Source organism: Stieleria sp. JC731, assembly GCF_020966635.1.
GTDB lineage: Bacteria > Planctomycetota > Planctomycetia > Pirellulales > Pirellulaceae > Stieleria.
The window spans coordinates 1,234,580-1,251,389 of the sequence record NZ_JAJKFQ010000011.1 but is presented as its reverse complement, the minus strand read 5'-3'; the positions used below and the strand labels follow the sequence as shown (position 1 = coordinate 1,251,389).

At 54.0% G+C, this 16,810-nt stretch carries 15 protein-coding genes and 1 tRNA gene; 5 read left to right on the top strand and 11 right to left on the bottom strand.

Annotated features, from left to right (window positions below):
• Positions 1-199 precede the first annotated feature (199 nt).
• From LOC67_RS21500 to LOC67_RS21460, 9 genes are all read right to left on the bottom strand, one after another.
• Positions 200-1,264 (bottom strand): glycosyl hydrolase 53 family protein, encoded by a 1,065-nt coding sequence (locus LOC67_RS21500; RefSeq protein WP_230264872.1) that lies wholly within the window; start codon positions 1,262-1,264, stop codon positions 200-202.
• Positions 1,265-1,558: 294 nt separating this feature from the next.
• The gene (locus tag LOC67_RS21495) at positions 1,559-2,932 is read right to left on the bottom strand and encodes a carboxypeptidase regulatory-like domain-containing protein (protein ID WP_230264871.1); all 1,374 of its coding nucleotides are present in this window, start codon (positions 2,930-2,932) and stop codon (positions 1,559-1,561) included.
• Positions 2,895-4,082 carry a M56 family metallopeptidase gene (locus LOC67_RS21490; RefSeq protein WP_230264870.1) on the bottom strand — a complete coding sequence of 396 codons (1,188 nt, stop codon included), beginning with the start codon at positions 4,080-4,082 and terminating at the stop codon, positions 2,895-2,897. Before LOC67_RS21490 ends, LOC67_RS21495 begins: the two co-directional genes overlap by 38 nt.
• 5 nt (positions 4,083-4,087) lie before the next feature.
• Entirely contained in the window at positions 4,088-4,471 is a 384-nt protein-coding gene (locus LOC67_RS21485) for a BlaI/MecI/CopY family transcriptional regulator (RefSeq protein WP_230264869.1), read from the bottom strand.
• A 740-nt stretch (positions 4,472-5,211) separates the two neighbouring features.
• On the bottom strand, positions 5,212-5,778 hold the full coding sequence (locus LOC67_RS21480; RefSeq protein ID WP_230264868.1) for a DUF3592 domain-containing protein: 567 nt from the start codon (positions 5,776-5,778) through the stop codon (positions 5,212-5,214).
• Between the two features lie 823 nt (positions 5,779-6,601).
• Positions 6,602-8,371 carry an SEL1-like repeat protein gene (locus LOC67_RS21475; protein ID WP_230264867.1) on the bottom strand — a complete coding sequence of 590 codons (1,770 nt, stop codon included), beginning with the start codon at positions 8,369-8,371 and terminating at the stop codon, positions 6,602-6,604.
• A gap of 205 nt (positions 8,372-8,576) precedes the next feature.
• Positions 8,577-8,915, bottom strand: coding sequence for a hypothetical protein (locus tag LOC67_RS21470; RefSeq protein WP_230264866.1), 339 nt, complete (start codon positions 8,913-8,915; stop codon positions 8,577-8,579).
• Positions 8,916-9,236: 321 nt separating this feature from the next.
• Positions 9,237-9,321: transfer RNA gene (locus LOC67_RS21465), tRNA-Ser, on the bottom strand.
• A 156-nt stretch (positions 9,322-9,477) separates the two neighbouring features.
• Complete coding sequence (locus LOC67_RS21460) at positions 9,478-9,984, bottom strand: hypothetical protein (RefSeq protein WP_230264865.1); 507 nt, start codon at positions 9,982-9,984, stop codon at positions 9,478-9,480.
• Positions 9,985-10,315: 331 nt separating this feature from the next.
• Between LOC67_RS21460 and hpt the strand changes: the two genes are divergently transcribed.
• The 4 genes from hpt (at position 10,316) to LOC67_RS21440 (ending at position 14,243) form a co-directional block, all read left to right on the top strand.
• Positions 10,316-10,861 (top strand): hypoxanthine phosphoribosyltransferase, encoded by a 546-nt coding sequence (gene hpt / locus LOC67_RS21455; RefSeq protein ID WP_230264864.1) that lies wholly within the window; start codon positions 10,316-10,318, stop codon positions 10,859-10,861.
• Positions 10,858-12,147, top strand: a complete 1,290-nt coding sequence (locus tag LOC67_RS21450) for a glycosyltransferase (protein ID WP_230264863.1) — start codon at positions 10,858-10,860, stop codon at positions 12,145-12,147. Before hpt ends, LOC67_RS21450 begins: the two co-directional genes overlap by 4 nt.
• Entirely contained in the window at positions 12,144-13,262 is a 1,119-nt protein-coding gene (locus LOC67_RS21445; protein ID WP_261366992.1) for a glycosyltransferase, read from the top strand. The genes LOC67_RS21450 and LOC67_RS21445 overlap by 4 nt, the downstream gene beginning before the upstream one ends.
• A gap of 432 nt (positions 13,263-13,694) precedes the next feature.
• On the top strand, positions 13,695-14,243 hold the full coding sequence (locus LOC67_RS21440; RefSeq protein WP_230264862.1) for a hypothetical protein: 549 nt from the start codon (positions 13,695-13,697) through the stop codon (positions 14,241-14,243).
• Positions 14,244-14,287: 44 nt separating this feature from the next.
• On the opposite strand, the gene LOC67_RS21435 is transcribed toward LOC67_RS21440, so the two are convergent.
• A complete protein-coding gene (locus LOC67_RS21435) occupies positions 14,288-15,196 on the bottom strand; it encodes a glycosyltransferase family 2 protein (RefSeq protein WP_230264861.1) in 909 nt (302 codons plus the stop codon).
• A 437-nt stretch (positions 15,197-15,633) separates the two neighbouring features.
• Here LOC67_RS21435 and LOC67_RS21430 point away from each other — a divergent pair, with 437 nt between their 5' ends.
• Positions 15,634-16,296: a hypothetical protein gene (locus tag LOC67_RS21430; RefSeq protein ID WP_230264860.1), complete on the top strand. Its 663-nt coding sequence runs from the start codon at positions 15,634-15,636 to the stop codon at positions 16,294-16,296.
• A gap of 65 nt (positions 16,297-16,361) precedes the next feature.
• Here LOC67_RS21430 and LOC67_RS21425 read toward each other — a convergent pair whose 3' ends face one another.
• Positions 16,362-16,805: an RbsD/FucU family protein gene (locus LOC67_RS21425; RefSeq protein ID WP_230264859.1), complete on the bottom strand. Its 444-nt coding sequence runs from the start codon at positions 16,803-16,805 to the stop codon at positions 16,362-16,364.
• Positions 16,806-16,810 lie beyond the last annotated feature (5 nt).

The following is a 16,810-nucleotide window of genomic DNA, read 5'->3' as shown; positions in this document are numbered from 1 at the left end:
AAGAAAGCTGGCGAGGTGTTTCGTCTTGGCATCATAGCAGCGAGATAGACACCGCCGAATCAAAGAACCAATTTTGCCCGCGCACCACGCAGCTATCCAATCCCCCCCCTGAACTCCAACCACTCGACACGCCTATAGGTCGTTCAACTATTCAGTAGCCCAATCAGGACGGTAAGAAATGGACTACGTTGAATCGGCTTCATCTCGACTGCACTCGTTCCCGAACGTTTTCGCGGACCCTTTCGAATGCGGCTTTATTGGTGCCGTCCGCGGTACGTAAACCCAGCGTTTGGAGATACTCGCGATAGGCCAGTTGCTGGACAGCATAGTACTGAACCATCGAATCGACTTGCGACTTCGGCAGGTCGCAGGTCCAAACTAGATTCACGACGGGAACTTCATTGACTTGCTTATCCCAGGCTTCGAAAAGTGCATCAACGAACTCGGCTTGCCTCGCTTGGGAACTCTGACACTTCGCACCGCTGGGATAGCCTGTTTCCAGCAGGTAGACCGGCTGATCAGTCAGGCTGACCATTTTCTCAAAGTCGCGGGACACTTCGCTGGGATCACGCACCTGAAACTGGTCGTTCAACGGATAGTACGTCAACATGATTGCGTCTGAGTGCGAATCGATCGACGCGAGTGCACTCTCGATACTTCCCGTCCGCCCTGGGAATGTCATCTTGCATCCGACGACTGCATTGGGAATCTGTTCGCGAATGTGGCCGGCGACCTGTTCGTAGAATCGGGCGTACGCTTCGATCTCATCGGGATGTGATGTGAAATAGGCATCAACTTCGTTTCCGACACTGACAGCGACAATCTGAGCGTCTGATAGCTGAGCGATGGTCCAATCAAACCATCGATTGAACGCATCGATTCGTTCGTGAGAATCCCAGTCAGCATCCAGCAAGTGTTTCGGAACTCGGTTCGCCGCCGTGTCGATCGGATTCATCGACAGGACGAGCGAGGTTTCCAGCTGCGGGTAAACTTCATTTGCCATGGCAACAAATTGGCTTTGGTAGTCCCCGTCAGCCAGTTCAACTTCATCCCACTGCTGCGGCAATTCGATGAACTGGATGCCGGCGTTCTTCGCCGATGCAAATGCAAGTTCGTAGCCAATGTTTCCTTCGGTGATTCCAAATCCCAGTTTCCGATCCGTCATTCGCCCGACAGGTTCACCGATCGGCGACGCCTCCTCACCACATCCGACTAGGAAGCAAAGTTGAGATAGAAGTAGCCCAATCAGATTCACTTTTGGCATTTTGCAGATTATCGTTTTGAATTTTAGTTCACCGATGATCTGGTCCATTCGCTAACCGATTGGCAATCTTGGCATTGAACTGGCATCTTTCGAGATTCTCTTTGCCGTCACACCGAAGTGGGCACAAAGGACATCGCGATCTGAAAGCCGAATAGTCCAAGGCCAAACCCAATCGTGTAAACGAACTTGCCATTTTCCAGTTGCGGTGCCCCCACCGATCAACATTCCGACGAATAAAGTCTCCGAGGAAACACGCGGAAATTGTTGTCGGTGTCTGCCATTGGGGCTTCAGTCTTAGCGTTTCGATTTCAGCTTCGCCGACAGTTCTCCCAGTTCATCAATCTGAGCCGTGGTCAAATTTATGTACCGAGTACTGGTTCCCGAGCTGTTCTCATCGGCAAACGTATAGACGACTCGAACTGCCATCCCGCCTTCGGGCAACGCAAATGCGGTGGTATTCCCAGGCTTTCCCAGAGGAACTGTGGGTTTGAGAGATTCGGCGAGAAGTGTGTGGATGAAACCCTCAACGCCGTCCACACGTTCATTGCCAACCATATACAGCACATTGCCAGGTGCAAGTTTGCCGATCTTGAAGGACTCCAAGTTGGGGCCTTGATCCAAGACAATGGCGCCATTCACCGAAGAAGGTATGAAATACGCTTCCTTGATCTCTGGTGTGACGTTACCAATTTTCAACCCGGCAAATTCAATCACGTCAGGGATAGCCGCGGTCACCTTCGATAGCTTCAACGTTTTTTGATCTTCGCTACGTTCGATTTGCAGCTCGGTCTTTAACGAGGAGGAGTGGGGCACGTCGCGCACCGTGACAGAATGCTTCCCAGGACTCAAACCGATCATCCGAAATCGGCCGTCGTCGTCGCAATAAACGCCGTTGTACTGATAGCTGTCTTCATTTTGGAATGAGACCAGTCGCCCTGCCGCGGGTTCCCCTTCCGGTGTCAACAGTTGGCCTTCATAGGTCAAACCTTCCTTCAGAACAAATTTCAGATTTGATCGTTCACTCTTAGGCAACAGATGGATGCTTTCCATGTGTCCGTCGATAAAGCCTCGTTTGTGGAACCCTAGGTCTGCAGTCAGACTATCCTTTGAATCTTTATCACCTCCCGAAAATAACTCGAACAACTCGTCTTGATATCCAAAGATTTCGAACTTGCCATCTATATCTGTCTCTACCCAGGCAACACCTGCACTGAATGTTTTGCCTCTCAAAGAGGCATGAACCAGCGTTTCAGGCATTGGATCACCCGAAGTGTTTACCACCGTCCCAGCGACATACCAGGCCGGGGATAACTGGGCGTCAAAAATAGCTGTCTTGCCAACTGATAGATCTATTCGATTCGGATCACCAACGGACATCGGTGTCCCGACGAGACGCTTAAATCCCGGCTTTGAAAAGTCAATCGATGCAGATGTCGTTTGCCCCGTCACAGGGACCTCAAGTTCATACTCACCTGACGAATCGGTCTTGGTTCGCTTCAGCATCGTTTCAGCGCCAAGTCGGTAAACATAGCGAAGGTCAGCTTCGGGTGTGGCGAGCGTTACAGTCGCCTCAGCGATTGGCTGGCCATTTTTGTCAGTCAGCTTTCCTTTTACGGTCGCGACTTTCTTCTCACCCTGTTCGCTGTTCGCTTGCGGTGATTCCGCCATCGCGACGCTTGTTAGCCGCAGTCCCCGTCGGTACAACGAAAAACAGACTGATCGCCAGCAAATGGATGGGTCTCCATTTCAGATTTGCAGGTTTGGATAACAAAGCAAGTCTCCTTGAAAGGTGCTGAAAAGAGCGTTCGTCGGCCATGGTGACCGCCGGTGTGAGAACTCGAGATAGAGAAGGTCGGTTGGCTTTCGCCGGACTCGTGTCGCAAGACAGAAATTCAATCGTGTGCATCAACGCTTTGGCGTAGTTTCGGAGATGACTCGCGTTCTGCATCGCGACCGCCGCATCGGACGCGTGCTCTTCCAGTTGGCGTAGCTCTCTACAAGCCAGCCAGACGATCGGGTTCCACCAGAACAATATGCAAGTCAATGCGACGACCCATCGGGTTTGGTCGTCTCGACGACGAAGGTGAGCGATCTCGTGCGCCAGCACCAAATCACGCTGGGTGTGATCTAGATCCGCCCAAAGCTCGATCGGCAAATACAACTTTGTTGAGTAGCCAATTGAACTAAGCATTGGCGGCAAAGACACCTTGCCGAACCTTATTTCGACGCGGCGGCGACACCCCATTTTGCTGGCGACCTTGTCAAACGCCTGATAGGTTTCCACATCCGCGCGTACGCTATGCTTACATAGTACCTGTCGGAGCCGGAACAACCGCAGCAAGAATGAAGCAAACAGCACGGCAGTCCCAACTCCCCATAGGCTCAGCAAAATCGCAGCAAGACTTAATGACGAGAAAGGTCGCCGATGGTGCATGCTGTCTTCGGCAAGACGTCGACGAGTCGCATCATTTTGGGAAGAGCCACCTGCGGTTTCCGCCGTCCCGATGTCTGTATTTTGCCGAAGAGAAATGGCAGGGTTCCTACCTGCGCTCGACCAGTTGTCACCCCTGGAAATGCGTGTTGAATCGAATCGAATTTCCGGAACACTAGGAAGTGGAAGATTCCAAGCGATCGGGACAAGCAACTTGACACATAGCAGAAGCCAAGCGGCGTGCCAGAATGCGGGATGACGAAAGACTCGGCTAAATCCCCAAATACATCCAGCGATCAATGCTGTTATCGGTAGGCTGCCGAGTCCCCAGATCCAAATATCCGATGCAGTTGCGCCAGAGAGCGTTGAAAAGAAGCTATCGATCATACTCGCTACTTCTCCTGATCAGGAGGGAAGAGCTCGTCAATCATCTTTCGCAGTTGCTGGCGTTGGCGTTTGTTAAACCCTTTGGTCTGAACAAGCGCGGTCGCTAACGGCATCAGCTTGCCACCGCAGTGTCGCGTGGCAAGGTTTTCGAGCTGCCGCTGCAAGAACTCATCGCGACTTATTGCGGCGGTGTACTCTTTCGGTCGCTTACCGGAATCGCAAACCACATAGTGTTTGTCCATCATGCGTCCGAGCAACTTCTGTACTGACGCGGTCTTGGAATCTGATTCCGATTGATAGACGCTTCGTGACAGAGCACGGATCGTGGCCGGTCCCAGTTCCCACAACTTTTCTAACAGTTCCATTTCGGAATCTGTGAGCTGATTCACAACAGTCTCCATTTGGGAAGAAAAAAGACAGCTTGTCTGTCTTCATCTTCTAGGTTCTCAAAGTTGAAGTCAAGTGAATTCTTAGAAAATGATGTCGAGCGTGTGACTCCCCAACCTCCATCAGCCGCAGAGCGTTAGCTCAGGGTTCCTGCGTAGGCGGATCTGCGGTTCCGGGGATAACCGCACGCTGGCGCGTAGCGGCTGATGTAACGGCCCAACCTCCATCAGCCGCTGAGCGCAAGCTCGCGGTTTCTATGCAGGAGAATCTGCGGTTCCGGGGATAACCGCACGCTGGTGCGTAGCGGCTGATGTAACGGCCCAACCTCCATCAGCCGCTGAGCGCAAGCTCGCGGTTCCTATGCAGGCGGATCAGTGGTTCCGGGGACAACCGCACGCTAACGCGCCTGCAGCTGATATGACAACCCAAACTCCATCAGCCGCAGAGCGCAAGCTCGCGGTTCCTACACAAGCAGACCCACAGTTTCTGTGACAACCGGACGCTAACGCGCCTGCCGCTGATATGACCGCCCAACCTCCATCAGCCGCTGAGCGCAAGCTCGCGGTTCCAATGCAGGCGGATCTGTGGTTCCGGGGACAACCGCACGCTAAACGCGCCTGCCGCTGATATGACAACCCAAACTCCATCAGCCGCTGAGCGCCAACTCGCGGTTCCTACACAGGCAGATCCACAGTTTGCGAGACAACCGCACGCTAGTGCCTGCGTCTGATGCAACCGAGAGTTACAGCGCTTCGGTCTCTTTTGGATAACCTTTCAGCACAACGTTGGTAACGATCTGCTGTACGACCGGCGCGATAAAGCTAAGACAAAGGAAATTGAAGCCAACGAAGACAAGTAGCGCCGCGAACAACCACCGCTCGCGAAATGTGTTGATCTGTGCTTTGTCTGGTGCAGCGGGGTCGTACAACACACCGACTTGGTCGCCGATTGAATACGAAAATTTCGAGATCGGCATTGATCCACTGACAGTACGAATTGATTCGCCCGCAACAAATTCAACGCTCGGGAGATTCGCTTTAGCCCCTACAAGATCGACAACGGTCCCCTCTATTCCAACTTTTCCGTTTTCGAAGTACAGATTGTAGCCTCCTTTCAACACACCAATCAGGCATAGCAAGACACCGGCGGCTCGCAGCAACTTGATTGTCAACTGTGTTAGAAAGACGTGCCGAACTGATTTTCGAAGTTTCAGCTGAGCTTGCTCTGTAGTTTGGTGCGCTGCTGATTCGGGGACTGGATGTTTTGTCGCTGCGAATCGATTTGTCTCAAAGCCGAGAAAATTTCGCATGGTATTGCGTGAACGGATAACGGTATCGGTGGGAAAATGTTGTTCGAGGGCGACGCCGTCATCTGGTCATTTCTCTGCATCGGTTTCCCGAGAAGCTCACAGATTCTGTTGACCCTCGAGAGAAACATACGCCCCGGTTAGCAGGTGCGAAGATCGACAGCCGATCGACGTCCCTGCGGGCTGACCACAACGACACCGAATGTTTGTTGATTTGCTGTGTTCGATCTGGGAGAGAGGTCACATTCGTTTTTCGAGAAATTCTGGCAAACGCAATTGCCAACGATCGTAAAGCGACGTAGGCGGACCAGAACATTGAGGTTACGGCTGCCGGTATGAACGCTGCAAACAGCCGCGGTGTTGGGATCGTAAGCAGTGCTGAGATTCACGAATGTTTCCGGCAAGGAAGATTCGGTGGTAACCGCACGCTGGCGCGTAGCGGCTGATGTGATTGTCCAACCTCGATCAGCCGCAGAGCGTTAGCTCGCGGTTCCTGCACAGGCGGATCCGCGGTTCCGGGGGATAACCGCACGCTGGCGCGTAGCGGCTGATGTGACCGCCCAACCTCCATCAGCCGCTGAGCGTTAGCTCACGGTTCCTGTGCAGGCAGATCTGCGATTCCCGGGACAACCGCACGCTGGCGCGTAGCGGCTGATGGGACCGCCCAACCTCCATCAGCCGCTGAGCGTTAGCTCGCGGTTCCTGTGCAGGCAGATCTGCGGATCCGGAGACAACCACACGCTGGCGCTGCGCGGCTGATGAAGTTGCGATGTTGCTGGAACGTGCTGGGATAACCGCACGCTGGCGCCTGCGGGGAATGGGGATTCTAAAAACGGCGGCCTACCATATAGATCAATCCGATAAATGACCCCGCTAATGCTAACATCGAAAATCGCCGATGGGCTTCCGATTTTTTCGCCTCTGAATGCCGTTGTAATGCCAACGCAGCATTCTGCTCACCGGCGTCTGCTGCGTTTTGCAGTAACTCGATCGCACGTACTTCGTCGGGAGCGATTCCTTTGCCATACAAATACATCAGCCCCAAGTTCGTCTGGCCGAGCACGAACTGCTGATCCGCTGCTTTGCGATACCATCGCGCTGCGACGGAATCATCCTTCGGCACACCGCGTCCCTCTTGGTACATCATCCCTAGATTGTTTTGTGCCGCGGGAAGGTCTTGGTCTGCGGCCAAGCGATACCACTTGATGGCTTCTTCGTCATCGACTTCAACACTGCGCCCTTCCGCATACAGCAAGCCCACCATGTATTCACACTCGGGGTCACCTTGCTCGGCGGCTTGTCGATACCACTTCAGCGATTCCGCATCGTCCTGTTGAATGATCGTTCCCCAAAAGTACAGCCGACCAAGCTCGCGTTGAGACCAAACGTCGCCGTCCCGTGCGGCTCGCTTGAGCCAAACCACCCCGGCATTGATATCCTTGGGCAGGCCACGTCCTACAAGGTACATCCACGCTAGCTGCGTCGTCGACCAAGTGTTGCCTTGAACCGCGGCGGCACGAAACCATCTGGCGGCTTCCTCGTCGCTTTGCTCGACACCGCGGCCTTCCAAGTACATCCATCCCAACGATCCTTGTGCGAATGAATAGCCCTGCTCAGCAGACTTTCGAAACCATTCCACCGCGATTTGATCACTTTGCGGCACACCCTTGCCATCTCTGTACTTGATCCCCAAAGCCCGCTGGGCGTGAACGTAATCTTGCATGGCTGCTTTACGATAAAGCGAAATCGCTTGATCAAGGTCTGCCGTGACTCCGCGGCCCTGCTCATGCATCAACCCAAGATTGAATTGAGCGACAGCTGAACCATTGTCTGCCGCCAGACGATACCACCGGACAGCATCCGCATCGTCGCCTGCTTCGCCGAACTGATGATCACACATCCAGCCCATATCGAATTGGGCTCTAGGATGACCTGATTCCGCGGCCGGCCTTAAGTACTCAACGGCTCGGTAATAGTCTTGACTGATGCCAATACCGTGGCGAAAGGCTCGCCCGAGATTGAACTGTGCGTCAGGAAGTCCTTGGTCGGCGGCTTCTTGAAATAGCATCACCGCAGCCACGGGATCTCGATCGACACCGTATCCCTTTAGAAGCATGAACCCCAACCAATTTTGCCCAGCGGCGTCACCTTGTTCTGCCGCGAGACGAAACCAATTCACAGCCTCTTTGTCATCTTGGTCGACACCTTGTCCCCTGACATGCAACCACCCGGTGATCACTTGAGCCCATGCGTAGCCCTGGCCCGCAGCTGATCGCAGATGGCGTGCTGCAAGTTCATCGCTGTAAGGAACATCGGGAGTTCCATTGAATTGATTGATGCGTTTGAAATACTCGCGCAGGATCTTATCCAGTGGGCTGGCAGTTGCACTATCAACTTCGCCCAAATCCACAGACTCTGAATTTTCAGCGGAAGGGTCCGGCTGGGAGAGTCCCCGGTTGGATTCTGCAGCGTTGTCTCCAATGTTATGCGAAACCGGTTGATCGCCAGACTCCGACGCCGAAGACACTGCGGAAGTCATTGCCACTACGAACAGAATCGCAGCCGGGATCACATGGACGATGTTGTTGATGCGCATCTAGAAAAGCCAATTCGTTGCAAAACGCCGGCCGCATGAACTGCAAACCGTTAGCAAGCTGCTACATTGGCAAGGCTACGTCACACTCCACCGGCGGGTGGCAGTAAAGCCTGAATCGCGCGATCGCTGAAGAAAGGAGAAAGGGGTTTTTGATCAATTGGCTCAAAAACCCCTACCCACTGGCTACAAAAACACTTCCCGCGTTTTACTTTCGAAAGCCTTCGATCAGATCAACAATTTTGTCGTGGGTTTTGCCATTTGCAGAAATGACCAATGAAGTGTTCTGCGGATATGGAGCCATCGTCGCAGTGCCACCCGCCGCTTCCCATTTGCTCGGTGAGACGGTCGACTGAATTAACTTCATCAACAAGTCAGGCGAAAACTGCTTGTCCTCGGTAAAGACCGGAAGGCCATTCAGTTTGTATACCTTGACGATGAGAAGCTCTTTTTCATTTTTAGCCTGAGTTTCCGCACGAGCACCGGAAAGAAGCATTCCAGAGAACACGAGCGTGGACAGGACCGTCGCCACCATTAGTTTTCGCATTTGTTTCACCCGCTAAGAACTTGAATCCGCACGGGCGGAGGATAGCACCCCCCTCCATGTCAGTGAAACAGCAGTTTTCACACGGTTGTCATCTGCTCATATCAAGGACGGTTAGTCGCCGAAGACAAGCCGATGCGAGCATATTGGTGCAAGATGCTAAAGGCCTGATCAGTCGCGTCAGAAAAACGATGGGGACGTCCGAAGCTGAAAGAATGGTTCGGGATCAATCGATACCCGCCGCCCACTGCTGCATCAATTCAAGAATCGCCGAGACCAGAAAGAACGCTCAGGTTGGTCGTCGGCAAGAGCTGCCTCAAGAAGCGGATGGGGTGGGATTCGAACCCACGGTAGGTTTCCCTACGCTGGTTTTCAAGACCAGTGCCTTCGTCCACTCGGCCACCCATCCGGCATTAATTTCATACGTTCATCGGCAACGTTTTGTCGCCACGCAATTGACCGTCACCTTTTGAATCCCCAGTCTTGCCGGGATCACCGCGACTTCGCTTGCGCTGAACATGCGATAGCTTAGCATCGAATTAGTAAACAGAAAACCGGTCTGTCACTACGCTGCTCTAGAGATCCCTTCATTCTCATCAGGTTCGCTCGCTTCGGCTGCCGCTTCGGAGCATTCGGCTTCCGCTTCGTCCTGTTGTTCTTCGTCCTGTTGACCATTGTGTGCGGCGATCATTGGGATCGAAACCGGAGAATCGTCTTCGTCTGCTGCGACGGCTGGCGAATCAGCTTCCACGGTGACTTGCTGAGTTTCCTCTGCTTCGAGGGCATAGATTTCTTCGCCTGCAAAGACGGCGACAATCGAGCCTTCGAGGTCGCGAATTTTAAGCTCGTCTGGTTCCATGAACCAAGTCGCCCGCAGTTCCTCTTCCCCCGTCGCGATGATGAATGTGCGACCGACATAGTAGCCTTCGCGAATCAAAATCGACTCCGAAGCGATCCCGGCCTCTCCCACAGAGTTTTCCTCTTGGTCCGCATTCACGGCATCGGCATAGGTGGACTGGATCCACCTGCGCAAGTGGTCGCGTACGGTTGCTAGGCGTTGGGAATTGGTCATTCGGTGCGTCTTGCAGCGGGAGTTTCTACGACTCGGTATGGCCCCCGAGTTCGGTGTTCCTACACTCGTGTTTCAATGCGTGTCGGTGTATCGTTCATCGGTTAAAGCTGCCGAAGGCTTCGCTTTTGCCGCTCGGTGATCGCAAGCTGAACCCAAATCGCCTATCTTTCCACGAAAAATCATTGGCAATCTGGGCTGAGAATTGCACGAGTTTCAGTCAGAATGCCGTCTCGCGAAGACCATGGGCAGATGTGGCTCCGCAGCTGATTTTTCTGAAAAACACAACAATTGACTTAATATCCAGGACTGAACTGAAGGGCTCAGTATCGCGATGCGAATTTTGCTAGACGAAGAACAATTGCAGGCCGGAGTCGAACGTCTGGCGACGGAAATTGACCGATTTTATGGCTCCGACCGGCCACTGACGGTGATCGCAGTCATGACAGGCAGCATTGTGCTGTTTGCCGATTTGATCCGCCGACTGTCGATGCCCCAACGGGTCGGCGTTATCCAGGCATCAAGCTATCGCGGCGGCACCGAATCGGGCCAATTGGACGTCTCATGCGACATGCTGATCGACGTTGCCGACCGGGACGTTTTGCTGGTCGACGATATCTTTGACACAGGCAAGACCCTGGACCGTTTGACGGGCGTGATCAAAGATCGCGGCGCGAAATCGGTGAAGTCGGCAGTGCTGCTGCACAAGCACCGGCAACACGAAGTCTCGCTGCGTCCAGATTTCGTCGCTTTCGAGATCCCCGATGAGTTTGTTGTTGGGTACGGCTTGGATTACATGGATATGTATCGCAACTTGCCGTACCTCGCCGTCCTTGAACCCGAAGAAATCGCAGCGACCGAGCACAAGTCAAAGCAGTGAGCCGTTCGGATCGCCGTCTTCGATTAGTCCTGGTAGGCCGTCATTTTTGGCCCCATGGTTCTTTCGATGCAGCTGGGCACCTGATCCAGTTGGCATCGAACCTGCATTCGCTCGGACAGCATGTCGAAGTCGTCGTTCCACGCCAAGCAAATTCCTGTTCCGAGAAGTTTCAATTTCGTGAATTTGATGTCCACCGACCACTGCGAATGTTTCGTACAGGATGGTCGGGACGAGGCGATCGTTCGGCAACCAAGTATATCAAGTCGCTTCGAGAATGGCTTTGCCAGACCCAACGCGATTGTGACTTGATCTACTGTGATTCGGCACAGGAAGAGTGCATTGCGGCCGTTCAAGCCGCAAAACATTTACAGGTTCCGGCCGTCGTTCGTATCGCCGGAATGGGAACGTCAAGCGACCTAAGTGATTCCCAGGGTCGCCGAAACGTCAAGCATTGCGTCTCTACAGCAATGAAAGCCGATGCGATTGTTGTCAACAACGCCACGATCCAGCGACGGTTGATCATCGATGGTTTTGGAGACGCAAAGACATGCCGCATTCCCATCGGCATCGGCCAAGCGATCCAGTCGCCCCTACAGGACAAAACACTGTTACGGACCGCATTGGCTAGGATTAACGGCGACCTGCATTTGTTCGAGGGCATGTCGGTGGTCCTTTCGGTCGAACGGATGCAGACCAGTTCAGGGATATCCACGCTGGTGCAGACCGCAAGGATTCTCAGTGAACGAATCTCCGGTTTGCAGTACTGGTTCATTGGCGACGGTCCAAAACGAGATGCGATTTTCTCACACCTCAAAGGCGAAGGGCTTCGGCAAGCGATGGCGATGCCAGGATCGTTCGGCATCATGGATGACGTCTTCGGTGCGTCGGACTTGATGGTTCACACCGGCGATGATGGCTACCAAAGTCATGTGCCTCGAGCGATCCAAATGGAAATTCCTCTGGTGATTGCCAACACCGAAGTGGCCCGAGAATTCTTCGCCGTGTCATCCGCCGAAGTCCAACAACAGCTAACCAGTGCCGATTTCGATTCGCCGATTCGGTGGTTCAATCCCGAGCGTCCTCGATCGCTGCGGTTGGCGATTGAGTCAATCTTGGATGATCCCGAAGCGGCCAAACGCCAGGCAGTGCTGCTGAGAAAACATATGCAAGGCCTTCGCAATGAAGACGATTCGTTGCGACAATACATGCAGCTATTTCGCAGGCTTGTCGATCAATTCAAAGCAGCCGCAGGTGATCGACAACTAGACGTTCAGGATGGAACATGAAGATCAAAATCGCATTGATCATTCCGACAATGGATTGCGGGGGCGCCGAAAAGCAGCTCGCTTTGTTGGCCACCGGGCTGCCCAAAGATCAATTTGACGTGCATGTGTTCCTGCTGACGCGCGAGGGCCCGCGAAGCGAAATGCTGAAGCAACAGAACGTGCCCTACACAGTGATCGGAAAGCGATTCAAAGCCGATCCGTCGGCGTTCTTTCGGCTTCGCACGGCACTGCAAAACTTTGCGCCCCATATTGCGCATACATGGATCTTTGCGGCAAACGCATTCGGCCGTGCGGCTGCATTATCGGCAAAAGTCCCCGTGGTGATCGGAAGCGAACGCTGTGTGGACCCGTGGAAAAGTTGGTGGCACTTCAAAATCGATCGATTGCTCGCCAAACGTTCTGACGCGATCACGACCAACAGCGTCGGCATCCGCGACTTTTATCAGTCGCATGGTATTCCCGCTGATCTATTTCACGTGATCAACAATGGCATCCCGCCACGACAAGATTCATCCATCGATCGAGCCGAAGCGTTTGCGAGATTGGGCGTTGATCCCGCGAACAAACTGATTCTGGCGATCGGTCGATTGTGGCCACAGAAACGCTATCGAGACTTGGTTTGGTCGGGTGAATTGATCGCGGCGACTCGGCACGACACAACATTGATCATCATCGGCGACGGGCCTCAGCGAGCCGAGCTGCTACGATTTCGCGATGCCGTCACAACCCCTAAACACGTTGCGTTTGTGGGGCGGCGAGATGATGTTGCTGACTTGCTGCCGCACGCCGACCTGTTCTGGAATGGCAGCGAATACGAAGGGCAAAGCAACGCGATTATTGAAGCGATGCAGTCCTCCGTTCCCGTCATCGCATCGGACATTCCCGGGAATCGAGACCTGGTGATTGATCGGCAAACCGGCCGCTTAGCCCCGCTGGGTGACCGCGCCGATTTCGCTCGCCATTCGATCGAATTGCTCGATGATCCGGAACAAGCGAAAACACTTGCGGCATCAGCCAAGGATCGTATCGCGACTGAGTTTTCGGTGTCGCGAATGGTCGCCAAACACAGCGAGCTGTATCAAACGCTTTTAGCCAAGCGAAACGAGCTGGCGTAGGGCTTTCGATGAGCGGGTTGCGGTCGGCCAGTTCCCATTTGGTGCCGATCGCCAACGTTCAGCAGGCGGACGCCCCGAAGTCGATCCGGGCGTGATCCGCTGGCGATGGATCGTTTTCAGATAGTGATTGGCGGCATCGTAAAAGCGGCCCCCGTCAGACTTGACCGTATTCTCCAATTTTGACGGCAACCCCTGATAAGGCATTCCGTTCGTAACGATCACGCGAAGCGATGGTCTGCGAAAATGAAATGAAACCTTGGTTTTACTTCAGTTCAAAGTTGAGTAGCGGGGGCGGACAGATAACATCAAAGCGTCAATCGGGCCAGCACTTTGGTGAATGCCGCGATTGGTGCTGGCACGCCACAGCGAAGCCGCTGTCGGTTTGACGTTAGCTCTATCCGCGTAAGATTGGATCCTGTCGCCCTAATGGACATGCGAGAAACCCGACGACAAACGATCGACGAAGTCGATTTGTTGCTGGCCAATGCACGGCTACGGGACGAGCTGGAACCCTATCGCGATGAATCGATTGATGGGACGATCCATCGGATGCCCCTGCATGCGGAAAACGAGTACTTGGCATCCATGTTGGCTTGGGAACGGGCACCAGCACTGCCGATCGCTCAGTGGTTCGATCCTCCGCTGGAATTGCACGCTCCTGATTCGCTAAGCGATGCACAACTTGCAACCTTGCTGACCGAAACGATCGAGCAGCTTTACAGCAAGAACATCGTGCTGAGGTACACCGATCACCTTTGCGATCGCGAACTGTACATGATCATCTATCGCGACATCCTGCCATGTTGCGAGAAAATGGTCGATGTGCCAGGCAAAGCTGTCGAGTGGATGTGTGTTGAAGACACCGAAACTTGGCTTCGTTACTACGCCAGTGCGGTCGAGCGACGTCGGTACCAAGAAGAACGCGGCGTTCCGTTGCCTCCCGCCGAAACACCTCGCTATCAGCGACACCTGCCGGAATAAGCCCTTACTGAGGTGCCGGTTTTAATATTGGCTTTGCCAGAGACTCAATTGGTTTTTCGACTCGATCCGACCAATCGTTTGGCAAGACGCCCCAAGCCCTGGAACCCACGTCCGACCCATCCGGGATTTCGATATCGCCACATGCAGGCGAAAGCAGCCACACCATCTTTCCAAGTGATTTTCTTTCCTTCGTCGTAGCTGCGATACTGATAGCCGGTCGGGACCTCGTCGATCTTGACGCCCCGGGCGGCGACTTTACTGGTGATTTCGGGCTCGAACCCGAAGCGACATTCTCGGATCGAAATCGATCGCACCAAATCGCCACGGAAAGCTTTGTGGCAGGTTTCCATATCGGTCAAACGCTGTCCTGTCATGCAATTGCTCGCGGCCGTCAAAGCCCAATTGCCAAGGCGATGAACCCAGGAAGGGTCTTCGATTTCGCCAAGATACCTTGAGCCGTAAACGACATCGGCATCGCCTTGAAGAACGGGCTCGATGACTTGCAAAAGGTCTTTAGGATCGTATTCAGTGTCGGCGTCTTGAATCGCAACGACACGCCCGCGACTGTGTCGAATGCCGAGCCGGACGGCCGAACCTTTGCCGTGATTTCGAATTCGTCGGACGACTCGCCGATTGTCTCGTGGCGGCAAGGCGGCCAACCAGACCGTCGTACCGTCGGTGCTGGCGTCATCGACGATGATCGTTTCGGTCGATGCCGGCATGACTTCTTCGATGCGTTCTAGCACTTTAGGAAGGGTTTGCCGTTCATTGTAGACGGGAACAATGATGCTGATTTCGAACGCGTACTGCGGCTTGTCGATCTGCTCAATTTGCTCGCCGACTTCCGCCAATGCACAATCGATTCGATCCACCAGATGTCGAGTGTCAGCGGAATTCGGTTCAAAGGCGGACACTTCTGGTTGGCTCAACGTCGTTGGATTGGAATGACTCATGCGGAGACGCAGTGCAAAATTGTGACGGAATCCTTGATTGGGCCGAGGACAATCATGTCCGTAGACAAGGTTTGCGTCTGATTGCGGGGAACGCTTTGCGAAGCATGGTTGCGTGGCGGACGAGAAACCCTCAATCTGTCAGATAGTCCGATTGCACCGGTCATTCGCATCTCCTCCCCTCGCGAATGATCGCACCAACCCTATTATGTACGCAAGCGATCACGACAGGTACGGTTCGAATCCGATTCTTGTTTCACAGATCTTGTTGGGCTGAAACGCAGGACGATTGTGCTTCGCCGAAACAGAACGTGATGCCCAAGCAACGAACTGAGCTCAATCGACCGGCGTCACAAAAAATCTGAACGTCGCCGAAAAGTACTGATGATCGGCTGATTTGGTCACACATCCACCGCTAACCACTTTGCGATTAAGGTCTGATGCCGCTGGAGCCTTTTTTTCTGTTGATCGCTTGGCTTCCGCTGATCGCCTACCTGCTGCTGCTGGCATCCATTCGGCTGAGCGGGCGAGTGCTGGTGACCACGGGGGGGCGTGACATCGCCGCGATGGGCTTCGCAATTTGCGGTTTGGTCGCCGTTGGGCCTGGGGAGCTGTTTTTCCCGAAAGCAGCCGCGGCAACATTTGGCCCCTGGGTTTGGGTCGCGCTTTCGTCCTTCTACGCCTTAATCGTCACCTTGATCGCGTTGACGACTCGGCCGCGCCTGGTTGTCTATGGCCGAACACCAGAACAGATTTTAGAACCGTTGCTCGCTGCGGCGCGCGAACTGGATCCCGATGCAAGCTGCGATGAACAACTGATGCAGGTCTTTCTTCCACGTCTGAAGATCCACCTTCGCGCCGCCGGAAACAAGGCTGTCGATTCCTCCACGGTTGAATCCTTTGAGCCGATCATCAATTCGGCGTTCTGGGAAACCCTGTTGGGGCATCTTCGTCAGAAGGCCGCGGTCACGCCCAGACCCACACCGACTCGCGGTGCGACAATGCTATTGGTCGCACTCGGAATGGCAGGCTACGCCGCGTTTCGCGCGATCTCCGAACGCCAGCAGGTTGTCGAGGGATTCCGCGACTGGCTCTGGCGCTAGAAGACGAGCTTTACACCGATCGAAGGTCGAATCGGTCGCTACTAAAATCGCGTCAAGTTTCTTGCCTACATTCGCACTCCGACGGTCAGCAGGATATTGGCATATCGCTGTTGGTCCGCTGTCTGAATGGTCAGGACATGGTCATCGGTACTGACCGCATTGTAGAAATCCCACTTCTCGATGGGCTGCAGGTCCAATCCTAGACCTTCGGCTCGGATGGTTTCGCGATAGTCGTCCCAAACCGGCGGATCGCCATCAAGTGCGTACGGCCCTTCGGTTTCCGTTTTCATCGTCTCGATTTTTTCAACAGGAATCGCCGAGATCACCGCTTCCAACACTTGATTGCAGGTGGGAACGCCGGGCATCAGATTCAAGCTAACGAGTTCCGCCCGGGGGCCCCGCTTGCTGGCCGCAGGGTAGTTGCCATCGGCGATCAAAATGGTGCTGTGATGGCCAGAGGCTGCCAAAATGGAAGAGATCTGGGGGTGAATCAGTTTGTGGCGTAACATAATGG